20 protein-coding genes and 1 pseudogene are annotated in these 23,652 nt (G+C 63.5%); 15 read left to right on the top strand and 6 right to left on the bottom strand.

The window, feature by feature from the left end; translation table 11 throughout:
* Nucleotides 1-28: 28 nt before the first annotated feature.
* From AC37TH_RS15125 to AC37TH_RS15100, 6 genes and pseudogenes are all read left to right on the top strand, one after another.
* Nucleotides 29-904: a helix-turn-helix transcriptional regulator gene (locus AC37TH_RS15125; RefSeq protein WP_490765183.1), complete on the top strand. Its 876-nt coding sequence runs from the start codon at nucleotides 29-31 to the stop codon at nucleotides 902-904.
* Between the two features lie 248 nt (nucleotides 905-1,152).
* Complete coding sequence (locus AC37TH_RS15120; RefSeq protein ID WP_490765182.1) at nucleotides 1,153-1,515, top strand: cyclophilin-like fold protein; 363 nt, start codon at nucleotides 1,153-1,155, stop codon at nucleotides 1,513-1,515.
* Nucleotides 1,516-2,304: 789 nt separating this feature from the next.
* The gene (locus AC37TH_RS15115) at nucleotides 2,305-2,607 is read left to right on the top strand and encodes a hypothetical protein (protein ID WP_490765181.1); all 303 of its coding nucleotides are present in this window, start codon (nucleotides 2,305-2,307) and stop codon (nucleotides 2,605-2,607) included.
* A gap of 178 nt (nucleotides 2,608-2,785) precedes the next feature.
* Nucleotides 2,786-3,374, top strand: a pseudogene (locus AC37TH_RS15110) (dihydrofolate reductase family protein).
* A 353-nt stretch (nucleotides 3,375-3,727) separates the two neighbouring features.
* Entirely contained in the window at nucleotides 3,728-4,249 is a 522-nt protein-coding gene (locus AC37TH_RS15105) for a helix-turn-helix domain-containing protein (RefSeq protein WP_490765180.1), read from the top strand.
* 6 nt (nucleotides 4,250-4,255) lie between these two features.
* The gene (locus tag AC37TH_RS15100; protein ID WP_490765179.1) at nucleotides 4,256-4,804 is read left to right on the top strand and encodes a PIN domain-containing protein; all 549 of its coding nucleotides are present in this window, start codon (nucleotides 4,256-4,258) and stop codon (nucleotides 4,802-4,804) included.
* Nucleotides 4,805-4,829: 25 nt separating this feature from the next.
* Here the strand turns inward: AC37TH_RS15100 and AC37TH_RS15095 are convergent, their stop codons facing one another.
* From AC37TH_RS15095 to AC37TH_RS15085, 3 genes are all read right to left on the bottom strand, one after another.
* A complete protein-coding gene (locus AC37TH_RS15095; RefSeq protein ID WP_490765178.1) occupies nucleotides 4,830-5,774 on the bottom strand; it encodes a tyrosine-type recombinase/integrase in 945 nt (314 codons plus the stop codon).
* Nucleotides 5,775-5,915: 141 nt separating this feature from the next.
* Nucleotides 5,916-6,206 carry a hypothetical protein gene (locus AC37TH_RS15090; protein ID WP_490765177.1) on the bottom strand — a complete coding sequence of 97 codons (291 nt, stop codon included), beginning with the start codon at nucleotides 6,204-6,206 and terminating at the stop codon, nucleotides 5,916-5,918.
* Between the two features lie 474 nt (nucleotides 6,207-6,680).
* Nucleotides 6,681-11,435 carry an NACHT domain-containing protein gene (locus tag AC37TH_RS15085; protein WP_490765176.1) on the bottom strand — a complete coding sequence of 1,585 codons (4,755 nt, stop codon included), beginning with the start codon at nucleotides 11,433-11,435 and terminating at the stop codon, nucleotides 6,681-6,683.
* Between the two features lie 715 nt (nucleotides 11,436-12,150).
* On the opposite strand from AC37TH_RS15085, the gene AC37TH_RS15080 reads away from it, so the two are divergent.
* A complete protein-coding gene (locus AC37TH_RS15080; RefSeq protein ID WP_490765175.1) occupies nucleotides 12,151-12,432 on the top strand; it encodes a hypothetical protein in 282 nt (93 codons plus the stop codon).
* Nucleotides 12,433-12,837: 405 nt separating this feature from the next.
* Nucleotides 12,838-15,141: a fibronectin type III domain-containing protein gene (locus AC37TH_RS15075; protein WP_490765174.1), complete on the top strand. Its 2,304-nt coding sequence runs from the start codon at nucleotides 12,838-12,840 to the stop codon at nucleotides 15,139-15,141.
* Between the two features lie 106 nt (nucleotides 15,142-15,247).
* Here the strand turns inward: AC37TH_RS15075 and AC37TH_RS15070 are convergent, their stop codons facing one another.
* A complete protein-coding gene (locus AC37TH_RS15070; protein WP_490765223.1) occupies nucleotides 15,248-15,817 on the bottom strand; it encodes a dihydrofolate reductase family protein in 570 nt (189 codons plus the stop codon).
* Nucleotides 15,818-15,904: 87 nt separating this feature from the next.
* Between AC37TH_RS15070 and AC37TH_RS15065 the strand changes: the two genes are divergently transcribed.
* The 3 genes from AC37TH_RS15065 to AC37TH_RS15055 all read left to right on the top strand — a co-directional run bounded on the left by AC37TH_RS15065 (nucleotide 15,905) and on the right by AC37TH_RS15055 (nucleotide 17,377).
* On the top strand, nucleotides 15,905-16,099 hold the full coding sequence (locus tag AC37TH_RS15065) for a hypothetical protein (protein ID WP_490765173.1): 195 nt from the start codon (nucleotides 15,905-15,907) through the stop codon (nucleotides 16,097-16,099).
* 143 nt (nucleotides 16,100-16,242) lie between these two features.
* Nucleotides 16,243-16,626 carry a RidA family protein gene (locus tag AC37TH_RS15060; protein ID WP_490765172.1) on the top strand — a complete coding sequence of 128 codons (384 nt, stop codon included), beginning with the start codon at nucleotides 16,243-16,245 and terminating at the stop codon, nucleotides 16,624-16,626.
* Between the two features lie 124 nt (nucleotides 16,627-16,750).
* Nucleotides 16,751-17,377 carry a TetR/AcrR family transcriptional regulator gene (locus AC37TH_RS15055; protein ID WP_490765171.1) on the top strand — a complete coding sequence of 209 codons (627 nt, stop codon included), beginning with the start codon at nucleotides 16,751-16,753 and terminating at the stop codon, nucleotides 17,375-17,377.
* A 13-nt stretch (nucleotides 17,378-17,390) separates the two neighbouring features.
* Here the strand turns inward: AC37TH_RS15055 and AC37TH_RS15050 are convergent, their stop codons facing one another.
* Nucleotides 17,391-17,966, bottom strand: a complete 576-nt coding sequence (locus tag AC37TH_RS15050; protein WP_490765170.1) for a nucleotidyltransferase family protein — start codon at nucleotides 17,964-17,966, stop codon at nucleotides 17,391-17,393.
* A 31-nt stretch (nucleotides 17,967-17,997) separates the two neighbouring features.
* On the opposite strand from AC37TH_RS15050, the gene AC37TH_RS15045 reads away from it, so the two are divergent.
* A complete protein-coding gene (locus AC37TH_RS15045) occupies nucleotides 17,998-19,122 on the top strand; it encodes an XdhC family protein (RefSeq protein ID WP_490765222.1) in 1,125 nt (374 codons plus the stop codon).
* On the opposite strand, the gene AC37TH_RS15040 is transcribed toward AC37TH_RS15045, so the two are convergent.
* The gene (locus AC37TH_RS15040; protein ID WP_490765169.1) at nucleotides 19,092-19,769 is read right to left on the bottom strand and encodes a TetR/AcrR family transcriptional regulator; all 678 of its coding nucleotides are present in this window, start codon (nucleotides 19,767-19,769) and stop codon (nucleotides 19,092-19,094) included. The genes AC37TH_RS15045 and AC37TH_RS15040 overlap by 31 nt on opposite strands.
* 102 nt (nucleotides 19,770-19,871) lie before the next feature.
* Here AC37TH_RS15040 and AC37TH_RS15035 point away from each other — a divergent pair, with 102 nt between their 5' ends.
* From AC37TH_RS15035 to AC37TH_RS15025, 3 genes are read left to right on the top strand one after another with little or no spacing between them, the layout of a single operon-like run.
* Nucleotides 19,872-20,396: a 2Fe-2S iron-sulfur cluster-binding protein gene (locus AC37TH_RS15035; protein ID WP_490765168.1), complete on the top strand. Its 525-nt coding sequence runs from the start codon at nucleotides 19,872-19,874 to the stop codon at nucleotides 20,394-20,396.
* A complete protein-coding gene (locus tag AC37TH_RS15030; protein WP_490765167.1) occupies nucleotides 20,393-21,382 on the top strand; it encodes an FAD binding domain-containing protein in 990 nt (329 codons plus the stop codon). Before AC37TH_RS15035 ends, AC37TH_RS15030 begins: the two co-directional genes overlap by 4 nt.
* A complete protein-coding gene (locus tag AC37TH_RS15025; RefSeq protein ID WP_490765166.1) occupies nucleotides 21,379-23,634 on the top strand; it encodes a xanthine dehydrogenase family protein molybdopterin-binding subunit in 2,256 nt (751 codons plus the stop codon). The genes AC37TH_RS15030 and AC37TH_RS15025 overlap by 4 nt, the downstream gene beginning before the upstream one ends.
* Nucleotides 23,635-23,652 lie beyond the last annotated feature (18 nt).

Here is a 23,652-nt window from a genome sequence, read left to right as displayed (position 1 = left end):
TGCGATCGTCGCGATCTACCCTGGGGTCATGGATGACCGTTCGGAGATCCGCGAGTTCCTCATCTCGCGGCGTGCCCGTGTCGAACCGGAACAGGTGGGTCTGGCACCGGGCGGTGATCGTCGGGTTCCTGGTCTTCGCCGCGGCGAGGTCGCCGCGTTGGCAGGCGTGAGCGTCGAGTACTACGCACGCATTGAACGCGGCGCGATCGGCAGTGCATCTGACGCGGTGCTGGACGGCCTGGCCCGAGCACTCCTCATGGACGACGCAGAACGCGAGTACCTGTACCGGCTCGCCCGCCAAGCTGGGGGCGCGACAGCGGTGTCTCGTGGCAGGCGCAATGCGCCCGGACTGTGGAAGCCCTCCGCCAGCATCCAGTGGTTCCTCGATTCGATGGTCTCCGGAGCCGCGATGATCGGGAACGGTCGCACGGATCTTCTCGCTTGGAACGCGTTGGGCGGGGCCTTGATGAGCGAGATGATCGACACGGCGACGACCTCCACCCCGAACTTTGCACGTTTCATCTTCTTCGAACCTGTCGCTCGCCGGTTTTTCCCTGATTGGGAAACCGCGGCCGCGATGAACGTGGCGCAGCTGCGCACAGAGGCCGGCCGTGACCCGCACAGCAAAGAGCTTCATGACCTCGTCGGAGAACTGTCGACCCGGAGTGACCATTTTCGACAGCTGTGGAGCCGACACGATGTGTGGCACCACGACACGGGCAGGAAACGCTACAACCATCCGATCGTGGGCGACTTGACCCTCCACTTCGACGGGCTGGATCTAGTCGGGCAGCCCGCTGTGCAACTCACTGCACTCACTGCGGAGCCCGGATCCGCAGACCACCAGAAGCTGCAGCTTCTTGGCGCATGGGTTTCGTCCCGGGACCGGGCCCCGATCGCCTAGATAGGTGTACTGTCCGGGTATCGCTCAGCCGGGTGTGGCTCTCTACGGTAGAAGTATCGGATCGAGAGGGGCCGCCCATGAGAAATCCAGCGCGAACCCACAGGATCGTCCGTCCGGCAGTCGCTCTTGTGGTGGCCTGCATCCTGCTCACCGCCTGCAGTGCGAGCCAGTCCACGGTCACCGACGCCTCCGCAGCGTCGACGTCTTCGACGCCACCGCCACCCACCCCGGAACCGACAGGAGAAGCCGTGACGGAGCTCCCCATCCGCATCGTCGTCGGCGATCAGACTCTCGACGGCAGACTCCGGGACAACCCCGCTGCGCGGTCATTGATCGCGCAGCTTCCGCTCACGCTCGGGTTCTCGGACTTCGGAGGGCAGGAGGTGATCGCATCCCCGCCGCAGCCGTTGACAATGGAGGGGATGCCGTCGGGCCAGAGCGCACCGGCCGGGACGATCGGCTGGTACGCCCCCGACGGCGTGGTCGTGCTGTATTACGCGGACGTGGGCTACTACAACGGGATCGTGCGCATCGGCCAGATGGACGGGGACTTCTCGATCCTGACGGACTGGAGCGGCCCGCGCACTGTCACGATCGAACGCGCCGACTAGCTTTAGTCGCCCGACTGGTCCATCGGTTCGTACTCGCGCGGGATCGGCATCCCGCCGGTTCGGAAAACGATGCGCAGCACCCATCCGTCGAGGACTTCAGCAACCACTCTCGCAAATCCCTCTCTCGAGAATCTGCCGTTTGAATACATTTTGACTACAAACGTGTGACTTCATATGAGGTCTTCCGAGATCACACTTCGTTGATTTTCCGCGAAAGTTCGCCCTCATACCAAGGAACACAAAGGCTGAACTAGAGTTCAAATCCCAAGTGCGCCCGACTTCAGTCGGGTGGTCTGGGTCTTCGCGGCCTGCTCGGGCGCAAGGGAGTCGCCGGGAGCTTGAGCGCCGAAAGTGCCAGCCGCCCTCTGACGAAATAAGCCCGGAGGGCGCGTCAGACGGCAGCTGGAACGGCAAGGTGCGTCAGCGACCTACGATGAACAGTCGGACAGCCCTCACCCCATCTGGACAAGACAGCGTGCAGAGCAGGTCCATGCCCTACTCCTGGAGTTTCGGTGGCCAGATCACTGCGCTGCCCGGGGCTGGCGTTGTCGCGGGCCGGCTGAGGGGACCCGCCTGCGGCGGCGCAGTCCTTGTTCGTTTTGTTTGTCTTTCCGCCGACCGATCGTAGCTCGTTCCCGGTGCTTCCGTGCCGGGCTTTCGCGGCATATCCTCCCTCCGCTTCGCTCCAGTGCGGTATTCCACGGTCCCGGCACTGCGCACCTTCCATTCGCAATCGATCTCTCCGCCGGAAGGCAAACAAAAACTGTCGACGCAGGGGAGTGATTTGGGATGCGGGTATTCATCATTGACACCAGGAACATGGGTTCGGAACTACAGCGCGGGCTGATCGGAGTGGTTGGCTCGGCCAATCCGAGCGCAGTGGAGAAGCGGGAGTGTGTGGAGGAGGTCAGTCGGTACGTCGCGGAGGGGTGGGCGATCGCTGCTGACCCGCGCACGCCGATCGGCAGGCTTGCCGCGCTGACCGCGGAGACGGCATGCGTTCCGTTTCTGGCACTGAACCGGGTTACCGACCACGGGGGGCCGGTCATCCGCCCCTCAATGACGGGTGCGGGAATACGGGAACTCACCTGAAATGGGGTTCGGTGCACACGGAACGGGTCCCGTCTTGACTTACGGGACCCGTTTCCGACCGTCCACCCCATCAGCTCGACCTCGACCGTGACGCCGCGTGTAGATGAGGGATGGCTTCGAAGGTAGTTTGAGGGCGACCGATGAGAACGCGGGGCACACGTCACGGGAGGACAACGAGATGAGACCACTCCGATACTCGATCAACGTCACCCTCGACGGCTGTTGCCATCACGAGGCGAGGCTGCCTCCGGATGAGGAGTCGATGCGGTACTGGACCGCTCAGATTGGGCGAGCCGATGCCCACCTGTTCGGTCGGGTGACCTACGAGATGAAAGTCGGCGTGGCGGAAGCCGACCACAGGGGCGTGGCCTGACGGGATGGCTGAGTGGCAGGTCCCGTTCGCCGAGACCATTGACCGGGCGAAGAAGCACGTCGTTTCGAGCACGCTCAGCGATGTCGATTGGAATGCCGAGCTTGTGCAAGGCGATGTAGGCCAAGCGGTTCAGCGGCGCAAGCAGGAGTCAGGCGAAGGCCTGTGGGTCGGGGGCGTGACGCTCCCCCTGACGTTGGCAGACCTGGGACTGATCGACGAATACGAGTTCCTTGTACAGCCGGTGCTTGCAGGACACGGGCCGAAATTGCTGGCCGGCCTACGAGAGCACGTCCAGCTGGAGCTCGTGGACCGCCATGAGTTCCGGTCGGGAGCGGTCGCCGTGCGCGTCGGGATTTACAATCGAAAGCTGCGCGTAGTTCGGTATTTTACATGACAATTTCGCGGCGGCCTTCAAAGTGTTTGACTACATTTTGACTACAACTGGGTGATATCGAACGCGATTCGCTGTGATCACCGGACGCTCCAAATCGTTGAATTCAAGCGGAAGTCGACCAAGACCCGGGGGTCTTAGTGAGTCGAACTAGAGTTCAAATCCCACCGGTACCGCCACAGAAAACCCCCGCGATTTCTTTGTTTACAAGGAATGCGGGGATTTTTGTTTTGCTGGGTACTGCAGATTGCCCACAATTTGCCCACAGTTCGCATGGCCAGACACCTATCGCTCGACCCGCAGTCCTTCCAATCAGTTTCTCTAGCCTTTTCGAATTTTTCGAATAAGATGTTTGTGTGACCACGACGACTCCACAACCTGACGCTGCACGGAAAGCCACCACCTACCTCCCCAACGACACCTCCCGAGAGGAGATCGTTGACTTTGCGCGCACGCTCCGAGAGATCGAGGAATACTTGGTTCGCCAAAGTGGACGTTTCGCAGAGCTAGTTGCGCCTGATGGCGGACGTCGTGCAATTCCACCCGAGGTATTCCGTGCTTTGGAGCAGGTGGTGGAGTCGCTCGCGAACGGCAAGGGCGTCACCGTTGCGCCGTACAGCACGCTTCTAACGACCCAGGAAGCAGCCGATTTTCTGGGTGTCTCTCGACCGACTTTGGTCAAGTTGCTCGACACCGGTCAGATGGAGTTCGAGAAGCGTAATCGGCATCGCAAAGTAACACTTCGGGCGCTTGTCGACTATCAAGAGCGATCGCGCCAGGAGCGTCGTTCTGCCCTTTTGGACTACACCAAGAGCGGCCAAGGTATCGGCTCATACTACGCACAGGACAGCCAGCCCCACGGCTCACAGGAAGGCTAGCCCGGCATGGCGTTTCCCGCCTTCTTCGATACGTGCACGCTTTACGGCTCCACGCTGAACGATCTACTCCTTTGGCTCGCCGAGGGCGGGGCGTTTCGACCCCTCTGGTCCGAAGGGGTGATGGTGGAACTGAGGAAGAATCTTGTCGAGGCGGGTTACGATTCCAATCTCATCGACAAGCGGCTTGACACAATGCGAGCGGTGTTCCCCGACGCGATGGTCGATGGTTACGAGCAACTGATCGACGGGATGACGTGCGATCCCAAAGACCGGCACGTCCTCGCTGCGGCGGTTCGCGCAAACGCCGAGGTGCTCGTAACCTTCAATCTGAAGGACTTCCCGGATTCCTCGGTTGAAAACTACGAAATCGAGATAGTGCACCCCGACATCTTCTTGTTGGATCAGCTCGATCTGTACCCAAAGCTCACTCTGGACACCCTTGGCCACCTGGCTGGCACGTATGACGCACCCGTGGTCACAATGAACGAACTTCTTGAGATGTTGGAGCGATCCGGGGTTCCGCGGTTTGTTGAGGAGGTTCGCCGATTCATTTGACGGCTGGCAAGCGATGGGCTGATCCTCAAATCGATCGTGCTCTGGCTTCGTGGAGAGCAAGCGAGACGGAATCCAGGTCGTCGTCGAAGAGATCGGCATAGACGTCGAGGGTCATCGCGGCTGAGGCGTGTCCGAGCATCCGCTGGACTGCTTTGACATTTGCTCCGGATGCGATCGCAAGGCTCGCAGCGGTGTGGCGAAGGTCGTGGATTGTGAGTTCCTCTGGGACGCCAGAGCGTCTTTTTGCGTAGACGAACCAGCCCTTGCGTTGGTCGGGTCGGCGCTGGTGTGTGAAGCCGTCGCCGAACAGGAGTGCCCGGCTGGGCTTGCCGGCGCACAACTCTTCGAGCGGCGGGACGAGGAACTCGGGGAAGGGAACGCTTCGGCGCTTGTGCGACTTGGGTGTTCCGACGACGAGGTCGCCACCGACCATGACCGCGTTCTCGTCGACCTGAAGCCGACGACGTTCGACGTCGACGCTATCGACTCGCAAAGCGACGGCTTCGCCCCAACGGAGCCCGGTGAAGGCGAGTAGCCGAACCAGTGTGCCGTGGCTCCGCGACTCGATCGCAAGCGCTTCGACCTCCCGGTGTGAGAGGTAGACGTGGCGCTTCTTGTTCTTGCGGGGGAGAACGACCCCTCGTGCGGGGTTGCTAGGCAGCCGCCGGTCTCGGACAGCAACGTCGAGGATGCCGGCGAGCACGCCGTAGGCGCGGAGAGTGACCGTGGCACTGCGCTTCTCCGTGAGGGCGGTCAACCAGTCCTGAACATCGCTGTAGGCGACGTCGGTTAGCCGGACCGTCTCCCATCGAGGTGCGACGTGAAGACGCCATGTGATCTCGAGCGGGCGGTAAGCGGACGGTTTCATGGCGGCTTTGCGAGCCTTGAGCCACGATTCGTGTCTCTCGCCGACCGTTGCGCGAGACAGGGCCGGGTCGATGTACTCGCCGGTCGCGATCTTCGTCTGCACTGATGCTAGGTAGATTTCTGCGGCATGCTTTGTGCGCAGACCTCGCTTTTCCTTCTGCGCGTGGTCTGGGGCGCGCCAGCGAACGCGGTAGCGGCGGCCGGCCGCCGTATCTTAGGGAGTGATGCTTCCCATGGCTGAACCCTAGATCCGACCACCGGCATTGCCGCGCCGTTGGATGAGCGCCTGGCGGCTGAGACCGGTCCGGGAGGCGAGGGAGTTCCAGCTCTCGCCGGTAGCGCGGAGCGCGTTGATGAGCTCGTCACGCTGGGTCCGCAGCTGGTCCTCCTCGCTGCGGAGGAGGACCAGGGCCTGCCCGACATTGCTCAACAGTTTGAGGGCGTCGGCGCGGCTCCGCCAGCGTGTCTCCAGGGCAGCGACCGCGTCGGCGGCGCGCCGCTCCGCGGCTCGGACTTCGTTGCGCGCGGCGAGCACTGCTGCGTTTCGTTCGCGCTGAAGCCGCCGCCGTTCGTACGCAGTTTGCCTACGAGGATCTCGGTTCGATGGAGTGTTTTGTCTCATGCAACCAAGTTCCGGGTCGACGCCCATTTCGGCGCGCAAACCCGTCGGATGGAGGTGGCGCTAAGAGCTCCATCGGGTGTTCAGGGGGTAACCATGTTGTCACGCGTGGCCTGTTACCGCGGCGATTCCACAGGTCACCTTCCAAAGTGCCTGCGTGCATTCGCTGCGCCCGCTTTTCTCCCGTCCGGGCTCTACTTCCTTATTCGCGCGGTATTCCGATTCCTCATCGCTCTCTGCATCGCATGCCTCAGACACTCGTGGGGAGTCTTGCTAGTAGTTCGGCGCTGAACGACCGCGATCGCATCGCGTGAATTGGTGATAAGTCTGTGGGCGATGACGGAGCCACCAGCGAGGCCGATTCAGAGTCGCCCGGGACTATGGCCGGAGTCACCGGAATACGTCCTGAAGTTGATAAGTCAACCTGATGGCATCAGGCGATCCGGCAGAAACAAGAGCGTCGAGGATGTCTACAAGAGCTTCCCTGCAGGTAGCGTTCGACTGAAAAAGGGTGCGGTCCCGAGCGAGGTATCGTGTGACAATCCTGACCAACAAAGCCTCGCCCTGTGTGTCGTACTCGTATCCGCTCTCTTTCCCCCGGACGGCGGCATAGGCAATATCCAGCAGGGCCGAGGGAGGGTCGGCGGGCGAAAGGTAGTCCAGAGTCTCGACGACATGGTGAACAACGCTGGGATAGGGAACTGTCAGAAGCGAGCGGAGCAGGTCTCGAGAGAGCTCGTAAAACACGTCGATTGGCGGCTTCGGCTCGTTGTCATCACCTCTGTCGTAAGCTCCGGACGCGAAGTAGACATCGTTGCTTATCCCATCGATGACCGCACCCAAAGCTTTGAGTTCTTCGCGGGCCAACTCGTGTGCCTCGGCTGGGAGGCGCGATAATTTATCACGGGCTGCGAGGGTCCTTGACGAAGCAACCTCTTGCACCTCCAGAGCAAGAGAGAACGCTCGTGAGCGCACATCGCCATCATCATGGCCGGATTCGAAGCCGCTCCGAAACTCGTCCTGGAGCGCGTCCAATTCGAATGCGGGGGTTTCTCGACGCCCGAGGACTTCGCGCACGAATTGGAGCGCATCGACGGAGCCTTGCCAGATGGCCCACGCTGCGCCGACTTGGCATGCCGCTTGCCTAGCCGACTTGCCGCGCGTTCCCATTGAGGAAGCTCGATCGTGGAGGCTGCGGATCAGGGAGACCAATTCGGCAGGCGGAAGACCGATTCGGCTCAGGGCGTAGATGAGCCTGTTCATCACGGCGCCGGACTCTTCGTTCTCGACTTCGTGGTCAAGAATCTCCTTCACGGCCAGCTCGTCCACGTCTTTCAGAAGGTGAAGTTGGCGAACGACGGCAAATCGCACATACACCGATGGATCGCGAGCGAGTTCCAAAAGCCGTGCTCGAAATGGAGTTCCAAGGCCTCTACGCATTAGTTCAAGCATCATTTCGGCAGCGATCGGTCGTGGTTCTGGCGACCAGTGAGGGCTCTCATCGAAAGACTCGAGGTCCGAGGGGTCGTCAGGTGCGTCTTCATGGGACAGCTGAACCACTACGTTCTGCACTTCATTCAGGTCATTGGCCCCGAGTTGATCGATCCACTCAGACGCGACCATGGAAGCAAGTACTTGAGCGACGTCCGTCTTGCTCCACCTAATAAGCCGAGGACTGGCAGTATCCTTCCTCACTGCTTCCCATGCAGCTTGAACTTTGGGCCAGACATTTCGTGAAGCGGATACCGGAGGCACCGTGTTTAGGTGAAGCGTCTCGAATTCCTTGATAGGACTCATGATCGCGATAAGGTCGGCATTGGCTGTCGTAGTTGGATCAATATCGTTGTGGCGATACTGACCGTCGGGATCGTACTCGCTGTCTTTTACCCACATCGTCGGTGGCCGATTCTCCGGGAGGCTTCCCTCGGATTCCAGCGCTCTCCGGTGGGTACGAAGCGCTGACGATTCGATGAGAGCCTCGGGTAGGCAGGCAATCAAACGGTCGCGGACACCGATGGATCGCGCCTCGTCAGGAAGCTCGCTTAGCGATGCAATGGCTGTCTCCACGGTGACCCGGTCAGCGACCTTAAGAGTGCCGTAGCCCTTAGCGATAGCTTCGCCAATCGGTTGAGACAGGCCGATGGAGACCAGTGACGCCGTCGAACTTATGAGAGGTACCAAGGGGGTCAAATCACCTCCCGGTGACGAGGCCACTTTGAGCACGGAACGCCACATAGCGGCAGGGGACGTTACGTGCCGCAGGCTCGAAATGGCCAGACGAAGTCGTGTTGGGCGCTCCTCGGAACTCAGGTCGGAGCCCATTAGCCAGACTTGAAACTCGGCGAACATCTGCTCTTCGTCGTCAGTCGGGTGTTCGGTAGCCCAGAAATAGTGGTCGTCGAGAATCTCCACCGGTTCTCCGTCCCATTGCAAGGCAAAGATCTTAGGCTTGCCGCCATAGCGCATGGAGTAACTCCGGCCAATTGCGGACAAGGCGGTGATGGCCTCATCTGCCGCATGCCCAAGAAATGATGGGAACTGTGTTTTGAGAGAGTGATGGGCCATCTCGTAGTCCTGTTTCCGATTCGACGTCATCGACAAGACACCGGAAGCGATTGGCGTCGATTCGCGGGAGGACTCTGTGTATTCGAAGGCCGCGGAATAGATCAGAGAAACCAAGGGTGCATCCAGCTGCCAAAGTCGAGAAACGTTGTCGGCTAGTAGCGGCATATCGGCGTAGCCTCGCTCGGTGAGGTGGCTTGTCTCGATCACTTCGAGAAGCAGACGCCGAACCTCCCCAACGTTAAATTCGAAGGTCAGGGCGAGCCCCTTGAAGGCGAAGTAGAGGAACCATCGGTCTGTTACCGCTTCGGCCCATGTCCAGCTTAGAAGCGCGCTAGATGCTCGGTGCACTGCCCCAAACACTTCACCTGTCTCAACGGAATCGTCCTTTAGAAACTCGCGGAGGAGGGCTCTCACTAGCGGAGCGGTATCGGCTTCGATATCTATGGCGAGGGCGTCTAGCACGCTCGCCCACATGATGCGCCGATCTGGAGGAATCGCATCACCCCACTCGCCGCTCAATCGCGCGCTGATCAGGTGTCGCAGGACGCGAAGGGCCGGAAGTCGCTCTCCGTTTAGTTGTTCAAGCAGAAATCTCACGTCCAAAAGGGAGTGAGCGTTGTTTGACGCGATGCCCGGTGCAATGACCTTTGCAATTTCGGGCACGGCTGGCTCCCGCGAGAGCTGTAGTGCTGTCTCCCAGAAGGCACGCCTTCCGGAGTCGAGTTGCCATAAAAACTCAAAGTGCAATTGGAAGCTTGGCCGGGCAATAAACAACATAGTTCGTTCAGTGGACACGATTGTTGCGAGGTCTTCGGTCGCGTCTCGCAGAAACAATAGGCCGACGGCGTAGTCGAAAAGTATGTGGTGTGCGAATCCGATCAGCCGGCTGCCGTTCCTCGTGTTTCGTTCCTCGGCAAGGACGCCAGTGCGCAATAGATCGGTAACCGCCGCCTCAGTCTCGACTGACACAATCCGGGACCAGGCGACTGTGAGTACGCCATCGTCTATCATGAGCGCGCACATGGCGCGCAGAGCCATTTCAGCGCCAACGGCGGAGGGGTTCCCGCCCAGCACTCGTCGGGCCCAGTACCGATCCAGAAGCCCGACGCGCGTTGATACGGAAGGGCCCGGCCCGAGATCCCCTCGGTAGCTCAGATCGGCGAACAGTCTCAAACAGAAGAAGTTCCGAAGAATCTCGCGAAGAGTGGGCGGGGCCGCATTGATGGTAGCGGCGAGCGCGGGCGACCGGTCGGCCAGGCGAGCGATCTCCTCAGTCGAGAGACGTGGAATCGCGAAATGCCGCACGCCACGAAGCTCAGCAATCTGGTAATCCGGATCCGCTCCGCTGTCTCCCCGGAACAAGTCTTGAAGGTCTTCGTTATAGCGCAAATCGAATTGTCTAACGGCAGCGACTACTCGCCATCGTCCTCGGGCGCCCATTACTCCAGTGATCAACTCCAATAATGCCCTCTGGCTTTCGGAGCCTCGGCCCGCGTCGAGTGCATCTATTACGAGGTAGCCAGGGGAATCGCCCCGCCATTCCGTCAGGACATCCATCAGGCCATGGTCAAGCCCGATCTCGGTGCGAAGACCGGCGAGGGACATCGCATTCATCGAATCGGCCGAGAGATACACAAAGTCGGCTCCTGGCTCGAGATTGTTTGCGAGCGTCAAGATCGACCCAGACTTTCCCGAACCAGGCTCTCCGGTGATCAGACATGACCCCCGAGCTACCGCTGCCAATTTGGCGTCAAAGTCCCGTGGGATATTCACCAAATTGCCGTCGTCTCCGACGACGGTCTGGAATGCGGTCAGCCGTGTCGCTACGGCGGCCGACCATGATTTGAGTCGACGAATGTCAAGCTGGAATGCTGGCGCGGTGCTTGTTAGAAAGCCATCGGCTTGGAGCTTATCGACCAGCCAAGATTGGGTGATACGCGAGCGCAGGATAGCCGTTTGACTTGCGTAGCTAACCACGCATTCCCACGCGGCCTCAGCTTGCTCAGGATTGCGAAGGCGACCTCGCAGAAACTGCTTCGCCTCTCGCGCCTCTGCCTCGTCCCTATAGGGGTCTACCTGAGTCACGTATATGTGCGAGATAAGGGAATGAATTTCCCGCTCCGAAGGGGTCTGACCGTACACGTCAAGCCAGCATCGATCTATTAGCGTCATGAGGTTGCCATGAAGCTGCCGTTCAGTGGCATTCCTACAAAGCTCGCCGACCGAAGTTGACCCTGTACGTCGAGCGCGCTCTAACAAAGCCGGAGCGGCATCGAGAATGGTGCGACTGCTAGAAGAGGCAGTGGCGAGTACAAGTCGATCCGCCGCTCGAACAAGCGGAGCCTGCGCAACGAATTGGCGCATGGCCTTGCCCAATTGTGAGTTCGCTGACGCGGACGAACTGAGCTGGTGCTTGGCCTGAATGAAGGCCGAGGCATTTGACCCGATATCGACCCGGATGTCGTCAACGTCGTCATCTGTCTCAAGCCACACACTGCGAATCTGCGAGTCATGCGGCCATCCCCAAAGAGGAGTGGCAGCGGAATCGGAAATGGCGCGAACAGCTAGCCACGCGGCCACTCGAGCTTGATAATCAGTGCCTTGGAAGGTCGCGGCGCCGCCGGCATTTGAAATCGTTATCAATCTAAGGCCCTTCCGACCGTCTGAGCGCGGGAGATTTGAGCCCTTGGCCGGCCGACGGTATGTCGTCAATGTACCTTCTCGATGAAAGTCGGTGGCCTAAGCTCGAGATCCCGTCGACCGGGTCCACCTAGGATCAATTCGAAGCGCGAATGGATGCATCGGGCCAATTCGTCAATTCGGGGAGGCGTCGCAACGTTGCGTGACAATCGGTGAGATGCCTCAGCAACAAGCCACGCTGCGAGCTCCATTTGCCCATATTTTGCCCGCAACCGTATGTGTCTCTAACCGATCGAAAAAGATCACAAAGAATCCTAATCAGCCGCCTGGCCAGGCATTTATCTACGGATCGCTGAGATCACGTGCAGTGAAATCGGGTTCAAATCCCACCGGTACCGCCACGTGCAAGCCCCCGCGATCCCAGTTTTTATAAGGGACGCGGGGGTTTTTGCTTTATCCGAAACTGCCATTTTGGCGGGCAGCAACCAGCCGATCGCGATTGCGAGCTATGACCTTCTACCGCCGGCAGAGCAGGCCGTGCTTCCCTCTGAGGCCGATCTTCAGCGAGCCCTCGAAGAGCGGTAGTTGGCTCGCGCAAGTCGCGACTTGCTCCGGCTGAGCCTACGCTTCGGATATCGATGGGGATGGGGGCATCATGATCGAGATGCGCGAGGACGAGGACGGGATCTTCCGCGCCGACGGTCCGGATCGGCCGTTGCCGTACGGGCTTCCTGATGATCCGCAGGAGCCGTTCGTGAAGATCGTGGCCCCGAACATCGACAAGGTCTCTGGCCTGACGTTTGATCGCGGAACGGTGGCGGGCAGGCGATCCCGCCGCGGCCTGATTGCCGTCGCAGCATCGTTGGGCGTTGGTGCTGTCGTGATCGGGCTCGTCGTTGCGGTGCAGTCCTTGATGGCACTCCTGGGCATCGAGTAGTCGCTGACGCTCAGGAACGAGTCCTTCTCACGCCGATGATGCAAGGGTCTCTGCCGAGCGTGGAGGCCGGAGGTTCGGCGGCGAACAGCTCTGGGAACCGACGCCGGCGATCGGCGAGGGCTGCAGCAGCCGCAGGCTCACCCGCCGTTGCTTGTCACGTTGGGTCGCCGAGCAGAGAGATTCGATCGCGCCACTCCACCTCGGACACCTACACGCTCCGGTTACGCGCCCATTCTCCTTCCGTCTGGATCTCCCGTTCTCTCGTGCTCCGTTCTTCTTTGCCAGCCCCTCCTCAAAACGACACTTCAGATCGTGATCTTTGCTCAGTTCTGTCTAGACTTCGGCCCTTGTGCGGTCTAAAGTCCGCGTAGGTGAGGCGACGAGCGATCATTCGCTCCCTCGCCGGTGAGCGGGGTGACCATGAAGCGTGCGGCGGCAGTTACGGGCATCATCGTGGTGTGCGGAGCATTCTCCGCCGGCCTGGACGCAGGGCCAGCGGCTGCGGCCGGGCCGACTCCTGTAATCGTGCTGAACTCCCTGTTCGGCCCGTCGAACGATTTCGCGAATCAGCGGTTCGCTGACGGAGCCCGCACCTCCCTCGCCTACGCCGACCTCACCCGCGGTATCCAGGTGGCCGGCACCGACGCCACCGGCACCGGCATGAACGTCCGCCTCGACCCGCCCGCCGGGAAGCTGCTGGCCCCCGGGCACTACGGCACCACCGGGTCGACGATCACCGGCGTCCCGAACACTGCGAAACCGGTCGCCAGTCTCGTCGTCGGCGGTCAGTCCTCGCGTCAGGAGGGCGACATCGACATCGTCGACCTCGCGTGGGACGCCACTGGGCACATCACCCGATTCGACGTCCTCCTGTCAGGGACGGGAGAGATCCGCTGGAATGAGCCGGAGCCCGCAGCTGTGACTTTCGGCGCGCACGCCTTCACCTTCCCGCGCACGCCGGTCGGACTCGCGCCCGTCTACCAGCGCGAATGGCTCCACAACACGAGCGGTGCCGCGGTCGCGGTCGGCGCGCCCTCGATCGCGGGAGCCGCCTCGGCCGACTTCGCCGTCTCCTCCGACGGCTGCGGCAGCCGCTCGCTACCAGTCGGGGCGACCTGCTCATTCCTCATCGGCTACGCACCGAAGGCATTAGGCCCACGCACCGCAGTGCTCCGCATCCCGATCGGCGGCTCCGCCGAGTCGGTTCCTCTCGCGGGGACGACCCTGCTCGGTACGAACTCGCTCGTCTTCGACGGCAACACGTGGGTGACAGGCGGCTCGAAGAACACCGACACCGCCGGACCGCTGGACATGCACGCCTGGACCCGCCCCGCCTACTATCAGTGGGAGGTAACGAACGCCTACCGCGCCGGCGGCCCCGTGGCCGATCTCGAACTCGTCTCAGCCGACGGTGGCCCCCTGCTTCCCGGACAGCACACGATCGTGGACGTGACGAACGGCGGTCAAGGGCAGTACGGCGCGTTGCTCACTGCCGGCGGCCACGGCTGCGGCGACTACCACGGCACGGTGAACGTGCACTCCTTCTCGCTGGACGCCGACGGGAGACCGGCGCTCGCCGACGTGGACTTCTCACTCGTTTGCGACTCCGACACCGCGCATCCGCTGGTCGGCACACTTCGCTGGCAGGCGCGCAGCGACCTCACCCCGCCGAGCGCCCCGGCTTCCGTGTCCGTCTCCGGCGCTACCGCAAGCTGGACCGCCTCACCCTCTTCCGACACTGTCCGGACCGTCGCACGCCTCGTCGCGGGCGACGGGACGGGCGCGACCCCGACAAGCGGCTGGCCGATCGCCGACGGCCAGCAGCTTACGGGCGCTCTACCCCCAGTAGGCTCCGGTCGCTACACCGTCGCCGTCTTCGCCGTCGACGCCGCAGGCAACGTGAGCCCCTCCCGCACGACGACCTACACGAGCGGCTCGACGCCGACACCCGTGACGGTGCCGAGCGCACCGGTCATCACCGCGGTCACCCCAGGGGATGGCAGGATCACCGTCGCGTTCACGCCTCCGGCGAGCAACGGGGGCAGCCCGATCACCGGGTACCGCCTGTCCAGCACCACTGGCACGCAGAGCGTGACCGGCGCCGGGAGCCCGCTGGTGCTGACGGGCCTCACCAACTCCAGCCCCTACATCCTCCAGCTGGCGGCGGTGAATGCGGCTGGGACAGGCCAAGCGGTGCGCACCGTTTCGGTGGTGCCGACCGCGAGCGCACCGCCGCCCGCGCCGAAAGAGCTTTTGCCGGACCCGGGCTTCGAGTCGGGTGCTGGAGGGTGGAAGGCGTTCATCACCGGCACGCTGAGCACGGTGTCCTCCCCCGTGCACGGAGGAGCATCCGCGCTGAAGGTCACCGCACCGAACAGCACTCCCGGGCTCGTGGGGCTGACTCAGAACACCGCTGTCTCGTCCTCTATCGCGGGCGCCGTCTATACCGCCTCTTGTTGGTTGCGACCGAGCGCCGCCGGCTTAAACATCCGGGCTGAGATTCTGGAGTACACGCAGGACTTCCGGAGTGACATTCACCTGCCGATGACGACGGTCCCCGCGCTCGCGACGGGTACATGGACCAAGGTCACCTGGTCGGGTACTGCGATGCGCTCCGGAGAGCGGATGATCCCGCAGATCTACTCGACCGACCAAACCGCAAGCACCGGTTTCATCGTTTACGACGACTGCTCAGTGACGACGAGATGACGGACCAGGGTTGGCCCTCGGCGGGCAGTGAGCGGTCCATTCTGGTCGAAAGGGTGCCGTTCCGTGCCGCGCAAGGCCAACCCGCGAACCAGCTGCGCCGCTGGCTTCAGCCCTTCTCGAGGTCGGGCCGATTGATGGCATACCGCTCGTAAATGACGCTGCCTCCAAACTCCCTCGTCTCCAGGAGCGTCATCGGCGTCTCCTGCGCGCGCGAGGGGAAGAACGGCGTTCCGCCGCCCAACACGATGGGAGCCCGGAAAAGCCGCGCCTCGTCGATCAATTCGAGGATGAAGGCCTGACCAGCCAGCGTGGCGCCTCCGATCTCCAGGTCCTTGTCGGTGCCGGCCGCCATCGCGCGAATCTCCTCGTCGAGTGGATCGGTGGCCTGCCGTGCATTGCCTTGCGTTTCGACGATGGAGCGGGAGAACACCACCTTCGGTAACGCCGTCCAGACGTCGGCGAACTCGGCCGACAGCGGCGAGGAACGCATCGAGGGATCAGTCTCCCAGGGCAGCATCGTCTCGTAGAGCCGGCGGCCGATGAGGGTGCCGCCCAGCGTACGGACTCGCGCGAGATGGAACGCGAAGAGCTCGTCGTCGGGAGCGGTCCAGTCGATGCGGCCAGTGGGGTCAGTCACAAAACCGTCCGCGGAGGCCGTCATCGAGAACATCAACATGATCGCCAATGTAGACAGTGTTTTCGTTTGTGGGCAAGGGAGCGGAGAGCCAGCAACCCGTGTTCGCCTGACCGGCTAAGCTCCAGCATGGCCATTGCTGACGCGGGCGTTCCCATGGGTGACGGGACGGAACGCCGCGTGGACTGGCTGGAACTGTTCTTCGACGTGGTCTTCGTCGTCGTGATCGGCCAGCTCACCCGCCTGCTGGCGGGCACCCCCGGTGTGACGGACTTCCTGCTCGTGATCAGACGCGCAAACACGGTGAGGGAGACCCGTTCGTGAGCGCCAGATCCGCGATTACTGCCCAGTCCTCCGCGAAAAGGCTGCCTGGTCTCCAGCTTGGCTCAGTGACCTCCGCACAGGCGTGTCCAAGCGGTCCGCGACGACAGTAGCCAACGGCTCACCGATGGATGAGAATCGTTGCCATGCGGCAGATAATCAGCACACCGGAGGCGCCGAGTTCGCCTCTGTACAGCCAGGGCGTCAAAAGCGGTGGTTTCGTGTATGTGTCGGGGCTTGTCGGAATCGATGTGAGGACGGGGCAGCTTGCGGGCCAGACGATTCAGGCGCAGACACGGCAGTCGCTGACCAACTGTGAGGCCGTTCTCCGAGCCGCTGGCGCGACTCTGGCCGACGTGGTCGAGGTCGGAATCCTGCTCGCAGATCCGGATGACTTCGCCGGAATGAACGAAGAATGGGCGCGCGTGTTTCCGACGGATGCGCCGTGCCGTTACGCCGCGAAACTCGGAGCAGTGATCCCCGGCGTCCTTATTTCGATCCGTATGACCGCGCACATCGCACCGGAATGAGCTCCACGAAAGTCCTGCACCGAAGGGAGAGTCCGGCGGCTAGACATACGGAGGTGGCTTAAAAGCGATCCTGCGTTCGCTTTGCGCGACAGCGGAGTTAGGATGCTCTCGGAAAGAGGGTGCCGTGCCGAAAGTGACCGAGGCTCACCGCCAAGCGCGGCGCAACCAGATCCTGGACGCTGCCGTCGCCTGCTTCGTCCGCACGGGCATCCATGCCACCACGATGGCGGATGTGATCGCGGCGTCAGGCCTGTCGTCGGGGGCGATCTACGACTACTACGGCAGCAAGCAGGAACTCGTCCTCGCGGCGGTTCGACGAGAGGGTACCGGCCGCGCGGCAGACATCGAGGCCGCAGGACACGACAGGGCCATCCCTCCCAGCGAGGTCCTCCGCATCCTGGATGGCGCGCTGGGGCGCCAGCCGGGCGCGCCGACGATGATTCTGCAGTTGTGGAGCGAAGCGGCAACCGACCCGGCGTTCGCCGAGATCGCGAACAGTGCCGTCGCCGAACTGAGTCGAGCCTTCCGGCGTCCCCTCATGCGCTGGGCTGCAGACGAGTGCGGCCTCGACGACGACGCGGCGGCCGACTGGGCCGAGCGGCTCCTTCCGGCCATGGTCGCCCTGAGCCAGGGCCTCGTGCTGCAGAAGGCGATCGTTCGGGGCTTCGATCGCGAACGGTATCTGGCGGGGATCGACCAGCTCTTCGATCAGCGCGCTCCGAGCCGCGAACCGGTCGGTTCGAGGGATTGACGAGAATTCATTGCTAGCGAGTATCGACGTCGGCTCCGTCCCACAGGTCTCCGCACTCGACATCCAGAACCCCGTTGTCGACAAGGTAGGCGCGGGCTCCATGGTCCCCGTTCAGAGTGTGAACGAGCGCACTCCAGTGCCGGCGGCCGATGATGACAGGATGGCCGGGTCGACTGGAATACACGGCTTGGGCGCATCCGTCACGCAGCGACGGCCCCACGGCGGCAAGCAGTCTGGTCACCGCCGAGGCGGGAGCCGAGGGGGTGTCCACCGGCGTGATGACAAGGGCTTGAGCGGCCGTCCGGGATGCGGCAGCGACACCTGCGCGCAACGTCGCCGAGAGTCCGGTGGCCCAGTCTTCGACCAGGATGATCTCGGCCGACGCGGGCACCAGCGGGGCCGCCTCAGCCGATCCGGCGCCCAGCCCGACCAGCACACGATCGCATCCGGCCTCGATAAGCATGTGGACGGCGAGGGCGCTCCAGGGCGTGCCAGTCGGGTCGCGTGCGAGCGCTTTCGGTCCACCGAAGCGGGAGCCGGCACCGGCGGCAAGGACGAGGCCGCACAGGCCGTTGACGTGTCCGGACATTGTCTGCACAGCGTAGCGACATCGGGTGCTCATGCTTGAGCTCGCCGAACGTCTCCTTCCGCTTCTGCGCGCGGGCGCGGAGGTCGCGGCCGTGACCGTTACGCGGGTCGTTCGGAGTGCTCCGCACGGCGTGGGTGCGACGATGGCGGTGACCACGGACGGCACGGTGATCGGATCGATTTCCGGAGGGTGCGTCGAGGGCGACTCCGTGGCACTCGCCCTGACAACGCTTCGCAACGGCGCGACCGGCAGTGCGCGCTTCGGTTTCGACGACGCGACAGCGCACGCCGCCGGACTCGCCTGCGGTGGAACGATCGACGTCATCTCCTACGTCGTCGCAGCGGAGCACATCGGGGTGCTCGAACGTGCCGCGCGTGGCGAAGCAGTCTCGATCGGCATCGTGACATCCGGACCCGACCGCGGTCGCGTCATCACCGAGCCTGGTCTGTTCGCCCCGGCCGCTGTAGCCGGCCGCGAGAACGTCCTCGTTCCCGCGACCTCCATCTCCGGAGCAGCCGAACCACTCGACCTGCTCGTGCTCTCGCGCGCCCCGCTGCCGCGACTCATCATTCTGGGCGCGGGTGAGTACAGCGCGGCGCTGTGCAGGATCGCGACGTCGGCCGGGTATGCGGTCACCGTCTGCGACGCCTGGGAGTCGCTCGCGACCCGGTCGAGATTTCCGGAGGCGGAGCAACTGGTCACGGCCTTCCCCGACGAATACCTGTCGTCGTTGGCGGCCGACGACATCGACACCCGCACGGCTATCTGCGTTCTGACCCATGATGAGCGGCTGGATGTTCCGGCCTTGCGCGTCGCGTTGGGGATGCCTGTCGGATTCGTGGGCGCGATGGGGGCGCGGGCCACTGTGGCCCGGCGCGCGACTCTGCTCAGAGAGGCGGGGGTGGACGACGCCGCGCTGGGACGGCTCCACTCGCCGCTCGGGCTGGATCTGGGTGCCTCGACGCCGAGCGAGACGGCGGTGTCTATCCTCGCTGAGATCACGGCTGTCCGTCACGGCGGAAGCGGTTCGCCGTTGCGCGCCGTCTCAGGTCCGATGCATCATGCCGCCGTGGAGAGCGGCCCCGGATGCCCGGTTGCGCCGGAGGATTCGCGTCAGGATTCGCCTCAGGAGGTGTGGCGCAGCCCCTCCAGATAGACGCGAATGAACCGGTCGACTCGCTCGTCGAACCGGATCGGCGCGGGGCCGCCACTGGCTTGGAGCTCCTCGTGCAGGGCGACGACCGCGGGTGGCGGGTGGGCGACCTGCCACAATCCGGCGGCTGTCAGGCTGGTCAGGGTCACCAGATCCAGATAGGCCTCGCGGGGGAGTGCCGGGGCGGCGGTGTGCAGTGCGTCGGCGACTCGTCCTGCGGCATCGAAGGCCGCGCTCTTCGAGGTTCGCAGCGCATCGAGCGGAACGTTCCGCTCCAACGTGAGAGCCGAATACGTCAGCAGCTGGCAGAACAGGGGGCGGTCGGTGAATGAGCGCGTCAAGACGGCGACCAGCCGGTCCTCGCCGGCTTCGCCGCCGGCCAGCTCGGCGACGACGGCATCGGCCCAGGACTGCCACTCGGTCTCGGCGATGCGCAGGAAGATCTCCTCGCGGGTGGCGAAGTATTTCAGAAGCGCCGTCTTGTGCAGGCCGATGCTCGCGGCGATCGTCCCCAGGCTCACCGCACCGACTCCATCGCGCAGGGCGACGTGTCTGGCCGCGTCGAGGATCGCGGTGTATCGCTGCTCCTTCTGCTCCGGCCTCCGAGCGCGGATGAACGCGACTTCGAGCTCCTCGGATCCGGTTTCCACTCGCTGATCTTAGCTCCGTCGCACCGCCGATTCGTTTCGGGGTCTTGGTAAGTCTACGGTGTTGTCCTATTCTGATGCCACGGAGCGATGAGGGAGGTCCGCGTGCAGGATGTGCAGCTGACGGTCAACGGCGAGAGCCACCGGATGCGACTGGACACGCGGGTCAGTCTGCTCGACGCGCTTCGCGAGCATCTGGGCCTGACGGGCAGCAAGAAGGGCTGCGACCAGGGCGCGTGCGGGGCGTGCACCGTCATGGTCGATGGCCAGCGCATCGCGTCGTGTCTCGCCCTGGCGATCCAGTACGACGGGCGGCAGATCACGACGATCGAAGGCATCGGGACAGACGAAGCGCCCCATCCGATGCAGCGCGCATTCATCCAGCATGACGGGCTCCAATGCGGCTACTGCACGTCCGGTCAGATCTGCTCGGCGATCGCGATGCTGGACGAGTACCGCGCGGGAGCGCCGAGTGTGGTCACCGAGGAGATCGGTGCGACAGGCATCGAGCTCTCCGATGACGAGATCAGGGAGCGAATGAGCGGGAACCTCTGCCGCTGCGGTGCGTACAACGGGATCGTCGCCGCCATCCGCGAGGTCGCCGAGTCCTCCGGGGCTGCCGAGCGATGAGGGCGTTCGAGTATGTGCGGGTGACCGACGCAGACGAAGCGGTGCGCGCCCTCGCCGAGCCGGGCGCCGTGGCGCTGGGCGGCGGAACCAACCTCGTCGACCTGATGCGCCGCGGGGTGGCGCATCCGGATGCTCTGGTCGATATTTCGCGCCTCCCGTTGACGGGCATCGAAGAGCTCCCTGACGGGGGCGTCCGGATCGGTGCGCTGGTGCGAAACAGCAGTCTCGCCGCTCACGTTCTGGTGCGGCAGCGTTATCCCATGCTCGCCAGGGCGTTACTGGCCGGCGCCTCAGCTCAGGTGCGCAACATGGCCACGGTCGGAGGCAACCTCCTGCAGCGCACGCGCTGTCTCTACTTCGTGGACACCTCGGCCGCCTGCAACAAGCGTGAGCCAGGCACCGGATGCGCGGCTCTCGACGGATTCAACCGCAACACAGCGATTCTGGGTACGAGCGAGCACTGCATCGCGGCCCAACCGTCGGATATGGCTGTCGCATTGGTGGCACTGGATGCCGTCGTCGAAGTGCGGAGCGTTCGGGGCGAACGCCGTATCCCGCTGAGGGAGCTGCACCGGCTGCCCGGCGATGAACCCCAGCGGGATACGACTCTCGAAGACGATGAGCTGATCGTCGCTGTCGAGCTCCCGCGACCGGCGAGCGAGAATTCGACGTACCGTAAGGTGCGCGATCGGGCGTCTTTCGCTTTCGCGCTCGTGTCGGTCGCGGCAGCGCTCGAGGTGTCGAATGGGATGATCACGGTCGCGCGAGTCGCCCTCGGTGGCGTGGCACCCACGCCGTGGCGCGCCGTGGAAGCGGAGCGGGTACTCGTCGGCGCACCGGCCACGGAGGAGACCTTTCGTGCAGCAGCGGACGCCGAGCTCGCGGGTGCCCACGGCCGCGGAGAGAACGCGTTCAAGTCGGAACTCGCACGCAGAACCATCGCGGCCACGTTGACGGCGCTAGCAGCAACGGCGGGCGCGGCATGAGCACGACGACGGAGCGTAGTCTGGCGGGAGAATCGACCTCCTACGTCGGCAAGCCGTTGGATCGAGTCGATGGCGTTGTCAAGACCTCAGGGCAGGCCCGGTATTCGGCTGAATACAGCTTCCCCGGTCTCGCATACGCGGCGTTGGTCCATTCGACCATCGCTCGCGGCAGGATCACCACGATAGAGTCCGGCGCTGCGGCAGCAGTGCCCGGTGTCATCCAGATCATCACCCACCAGAACGCACCCCGGATGGCGCCGCCTCCCAAGGTCAACTACCTCAAGGCGGGGACCGCCGCGGGCGGCACTCGGGTCAATTACCTCAATACGGATGAGGTCTTCTGGAACGGTCAGCCGGTCGCCGTGGTCGTTGCCGAGACTCAGGAAGCGGCGAACGAAGCCGCCCGGTTGATCACGGTTCAGTACGAGCGGTTTCCAGCGGTCACCGACTTCATCGCGGCACAGGCGGACGCCGTCACGATCAAGAACAACATCGTCTTCGTCGGAGAGGCGAAGATCGGCGATCCGGAGGGCATCCTCGCATCGGCCGCCGTCAAGGTCGACAACGACTACGCGACGCCACCGCACAACCACAACGCGTTGGAGCCGCATGCGACAACGGCCGTGTGGCACGGTGATTCGCTCACGGTCTACGACGCGACCCAGAACATCGACTGGACGCGGAGGCACCTGGCGCTCCGTTTCAGCGTGCCGGCCAGCCGTGTGAGGGTCGTTGCGACGTATGTCGGCGGAGGGTTCGGCGGAAAAGGCTCCGTCTGGCCGGGAACGGTGCTCGCCGTCCTGGCTGCCCGTTCCTGCGGCCGCCCAGTGCGGATGGCATTGAGCCGCGAGTCGGTCTACCGCACCGTCGGTGCTCGCAGCCCGACAGCGCAGCGCGTCGCGCTGGCCGCAGAGCCGGATGGGCGACTCACCGTGCTCGTACACACCGGCATCTCCGCCGTCGGACGGGTCGGCGGGATGGTGGAGCTGGTGGCCGCCCAGTCGGGTCACGTCTACGAGGCGGCGAACATCCTCCTCCGGCAGGCGACGACCGAGATGGATATGCTGCCGAACACGCCCATGCGAGCGCCCGGTGAGGCGATGGGTTCATTCGCTCTCGAGTCCGCGGTCGACGAGCTCGCGGCAGAGCTCGGAATGGACCCGATCGAATTGCGACTCGTGAACGATCCGGAGCGCAGTCCGATCGACGGCAAGCGTTTCACGCGCCGAGCCCGTCGGTCGGTCTACGAACGCGGCGCGGAGCAGTTCGGCTGGGCCGAGAGACCCGCGCAGCCCCGCGCCACTCGCGATGGCCGCTGGCTGGTGGGCTGGGGTGTCGCGAGCGCGTTCTACCTGCCAGCGCAGGTGCCGGCCGACGTCGTGATGAGGCTCCACGCGGACGGTACCGTGCTGGTGCGTTCCGCTTTCCACGAGATCGGCGTCGGCGCGGCCACGGCGCAGGCGCAGATCGTGGCCGACGCTCTCCAGATTCCGGTCGAGGCCGTGACCGTCGAGCACGGAGACAGCGACCAACCCGTGGGTCCTGGTGCCTTCGCGTCGGCTCAGACTGCCAGCCTTGCTGCCGCCATGCTGCGGGCATGCGAGCAGATCACGCATGACCTCGAACGGCTGAGCCGTCGCAACCGTGCCAGGACGAACGAAGAAACGACGCAGGACGACGCTCGCGAGCACGCAGGTTCGGTGATCTCCAGGGCGGGACTTCCGTATCTGGAGGTCCGCACGGGATCCGACTCGGCGATCGGACACGGTCTCTCCCAGGTGCGGTTCATCACCGGGCTGGTCCGCGACCGGCGGCGCTTCGTGCGACCAGCGACCGGCGCACACTTCTGTCAGGTGAAGGTCGACGTCGACACCGGCGAGATCCGTGTGTCCCGCTGGCTGGGCGTCTTCGACGTTGGACGTGTCATCAACGCGAAGCTGGCCGCGAGTCAACTCCGCGGCGGCATCATCATGGGCATGGGTGCCGCACTGGCGGAGGAAGCACAAATGGACCCGCTAACCGGGCGGCAGATGAACGCGGACCTTGTGGGATACCACATGCCCGTGCACGCTGACGTTCCGAGGATCGACATCGACTACCTCGATGAGCCTGACCCGACATCGCCGCTGGGGATTCTCGGCCTCGGCGAAGTCGGGGTGACGGGCGCAGCGGCCGCCGTTGCGAACGCGGTCTACCATGCGACTGGAGTGCGAGTGCGAGATCTTCCGATCACCCTCGATCAGCTTCTGTGATCGCCGATGACCGGATGG

It is taken from the genome of Leifsonia sp. McL0627, from assembly GCF_058244615.1.
The sequence above is the reverse complement of the archived record's forward strand: the minus strand, read 5'-3'. Positions and strand labels throughout refer to the sequence as shown.

Bases quoted from the DNA above. Each gene is read 5' to 3' on its own strand.
- AC37TH_RS15100 (WP_490765179.1), top strand. From the start codon at position 4,256: ATGGCGTTTCCCGCCTTCTTCGATACGTGCACGCTTTACGGCTCCACG.
- AC37TH_RS15025 (WP_490765166.1), top strand. From the start codon at position 21,379: ATGAGCACGACGACGGAGCGTAGTCTGGCGGGAGAATCGACCTCCTAC.
- AC37TH_RS15065 (WP_490765173.1), top strand. From the start codon at position 15,905: ATGGCCATTGCTGACGCGGGCGTTCCCATGGGTGACGGGACGGAACGC.
- AC37TH_RS15050 (WP_490765170.1), bottom strand. From the start codon at position 17,966: ATGTCCGGACACGTCAACGGCCTGTGCGGCCTCGTCCTTGCCGCCGGT.
- AC37TH_RS15070 (WP_490765223.1), bottom strand. From the start codon at position 15,817: ATGTTGATGTTCTCGATGACGGCCTCCGCGGACGGTTTTGTGACTGAC.
- AC37TH_RS15115 (WP_490765181.1), top strand. From the start codon at position 2,305: ATGCGGGTATTCATCATTGACACCAGGAACATGGGTTCGGAACTACAG.
- AC37TH_RS15080 (WP_490765175.1), top strand. From the start codon at position 12,151: ATGATCGAGATGCGCGAGGACGAGGACGGGATCTTCCGCGCCGACGGT.
- AC37TH_RS15030 (WP_490765167.1), top strand. From the start codon at position 20,393: ATGAGGGCGTTCGAGTATGTGCGGGTGACCGACGCAGACGAAGCGGTG.
- AC37TH_RS15045 (WP_490765222.1), top strand. From the start codon at position 17,998: ATGCTTGAGCTCGCCGAACGTCTCCTTCCGCTTCTGCGCGCGGGCGCG.
- AC37TH_RS15125 (WP_490765183.1), top strand. From the start codon at position 29: ATGGATGACCGTTCGGAGATCCGCGAGTTCCTCATCTCGCGGCGTGCC.
- AC37TH_RS15060 (WP_490765172.1), top strand. From the start codon at position 16,243: ATGCGGCAGATAATCAGCACACCGGAGGCGCCGAGTTCGCCTCTGTAC.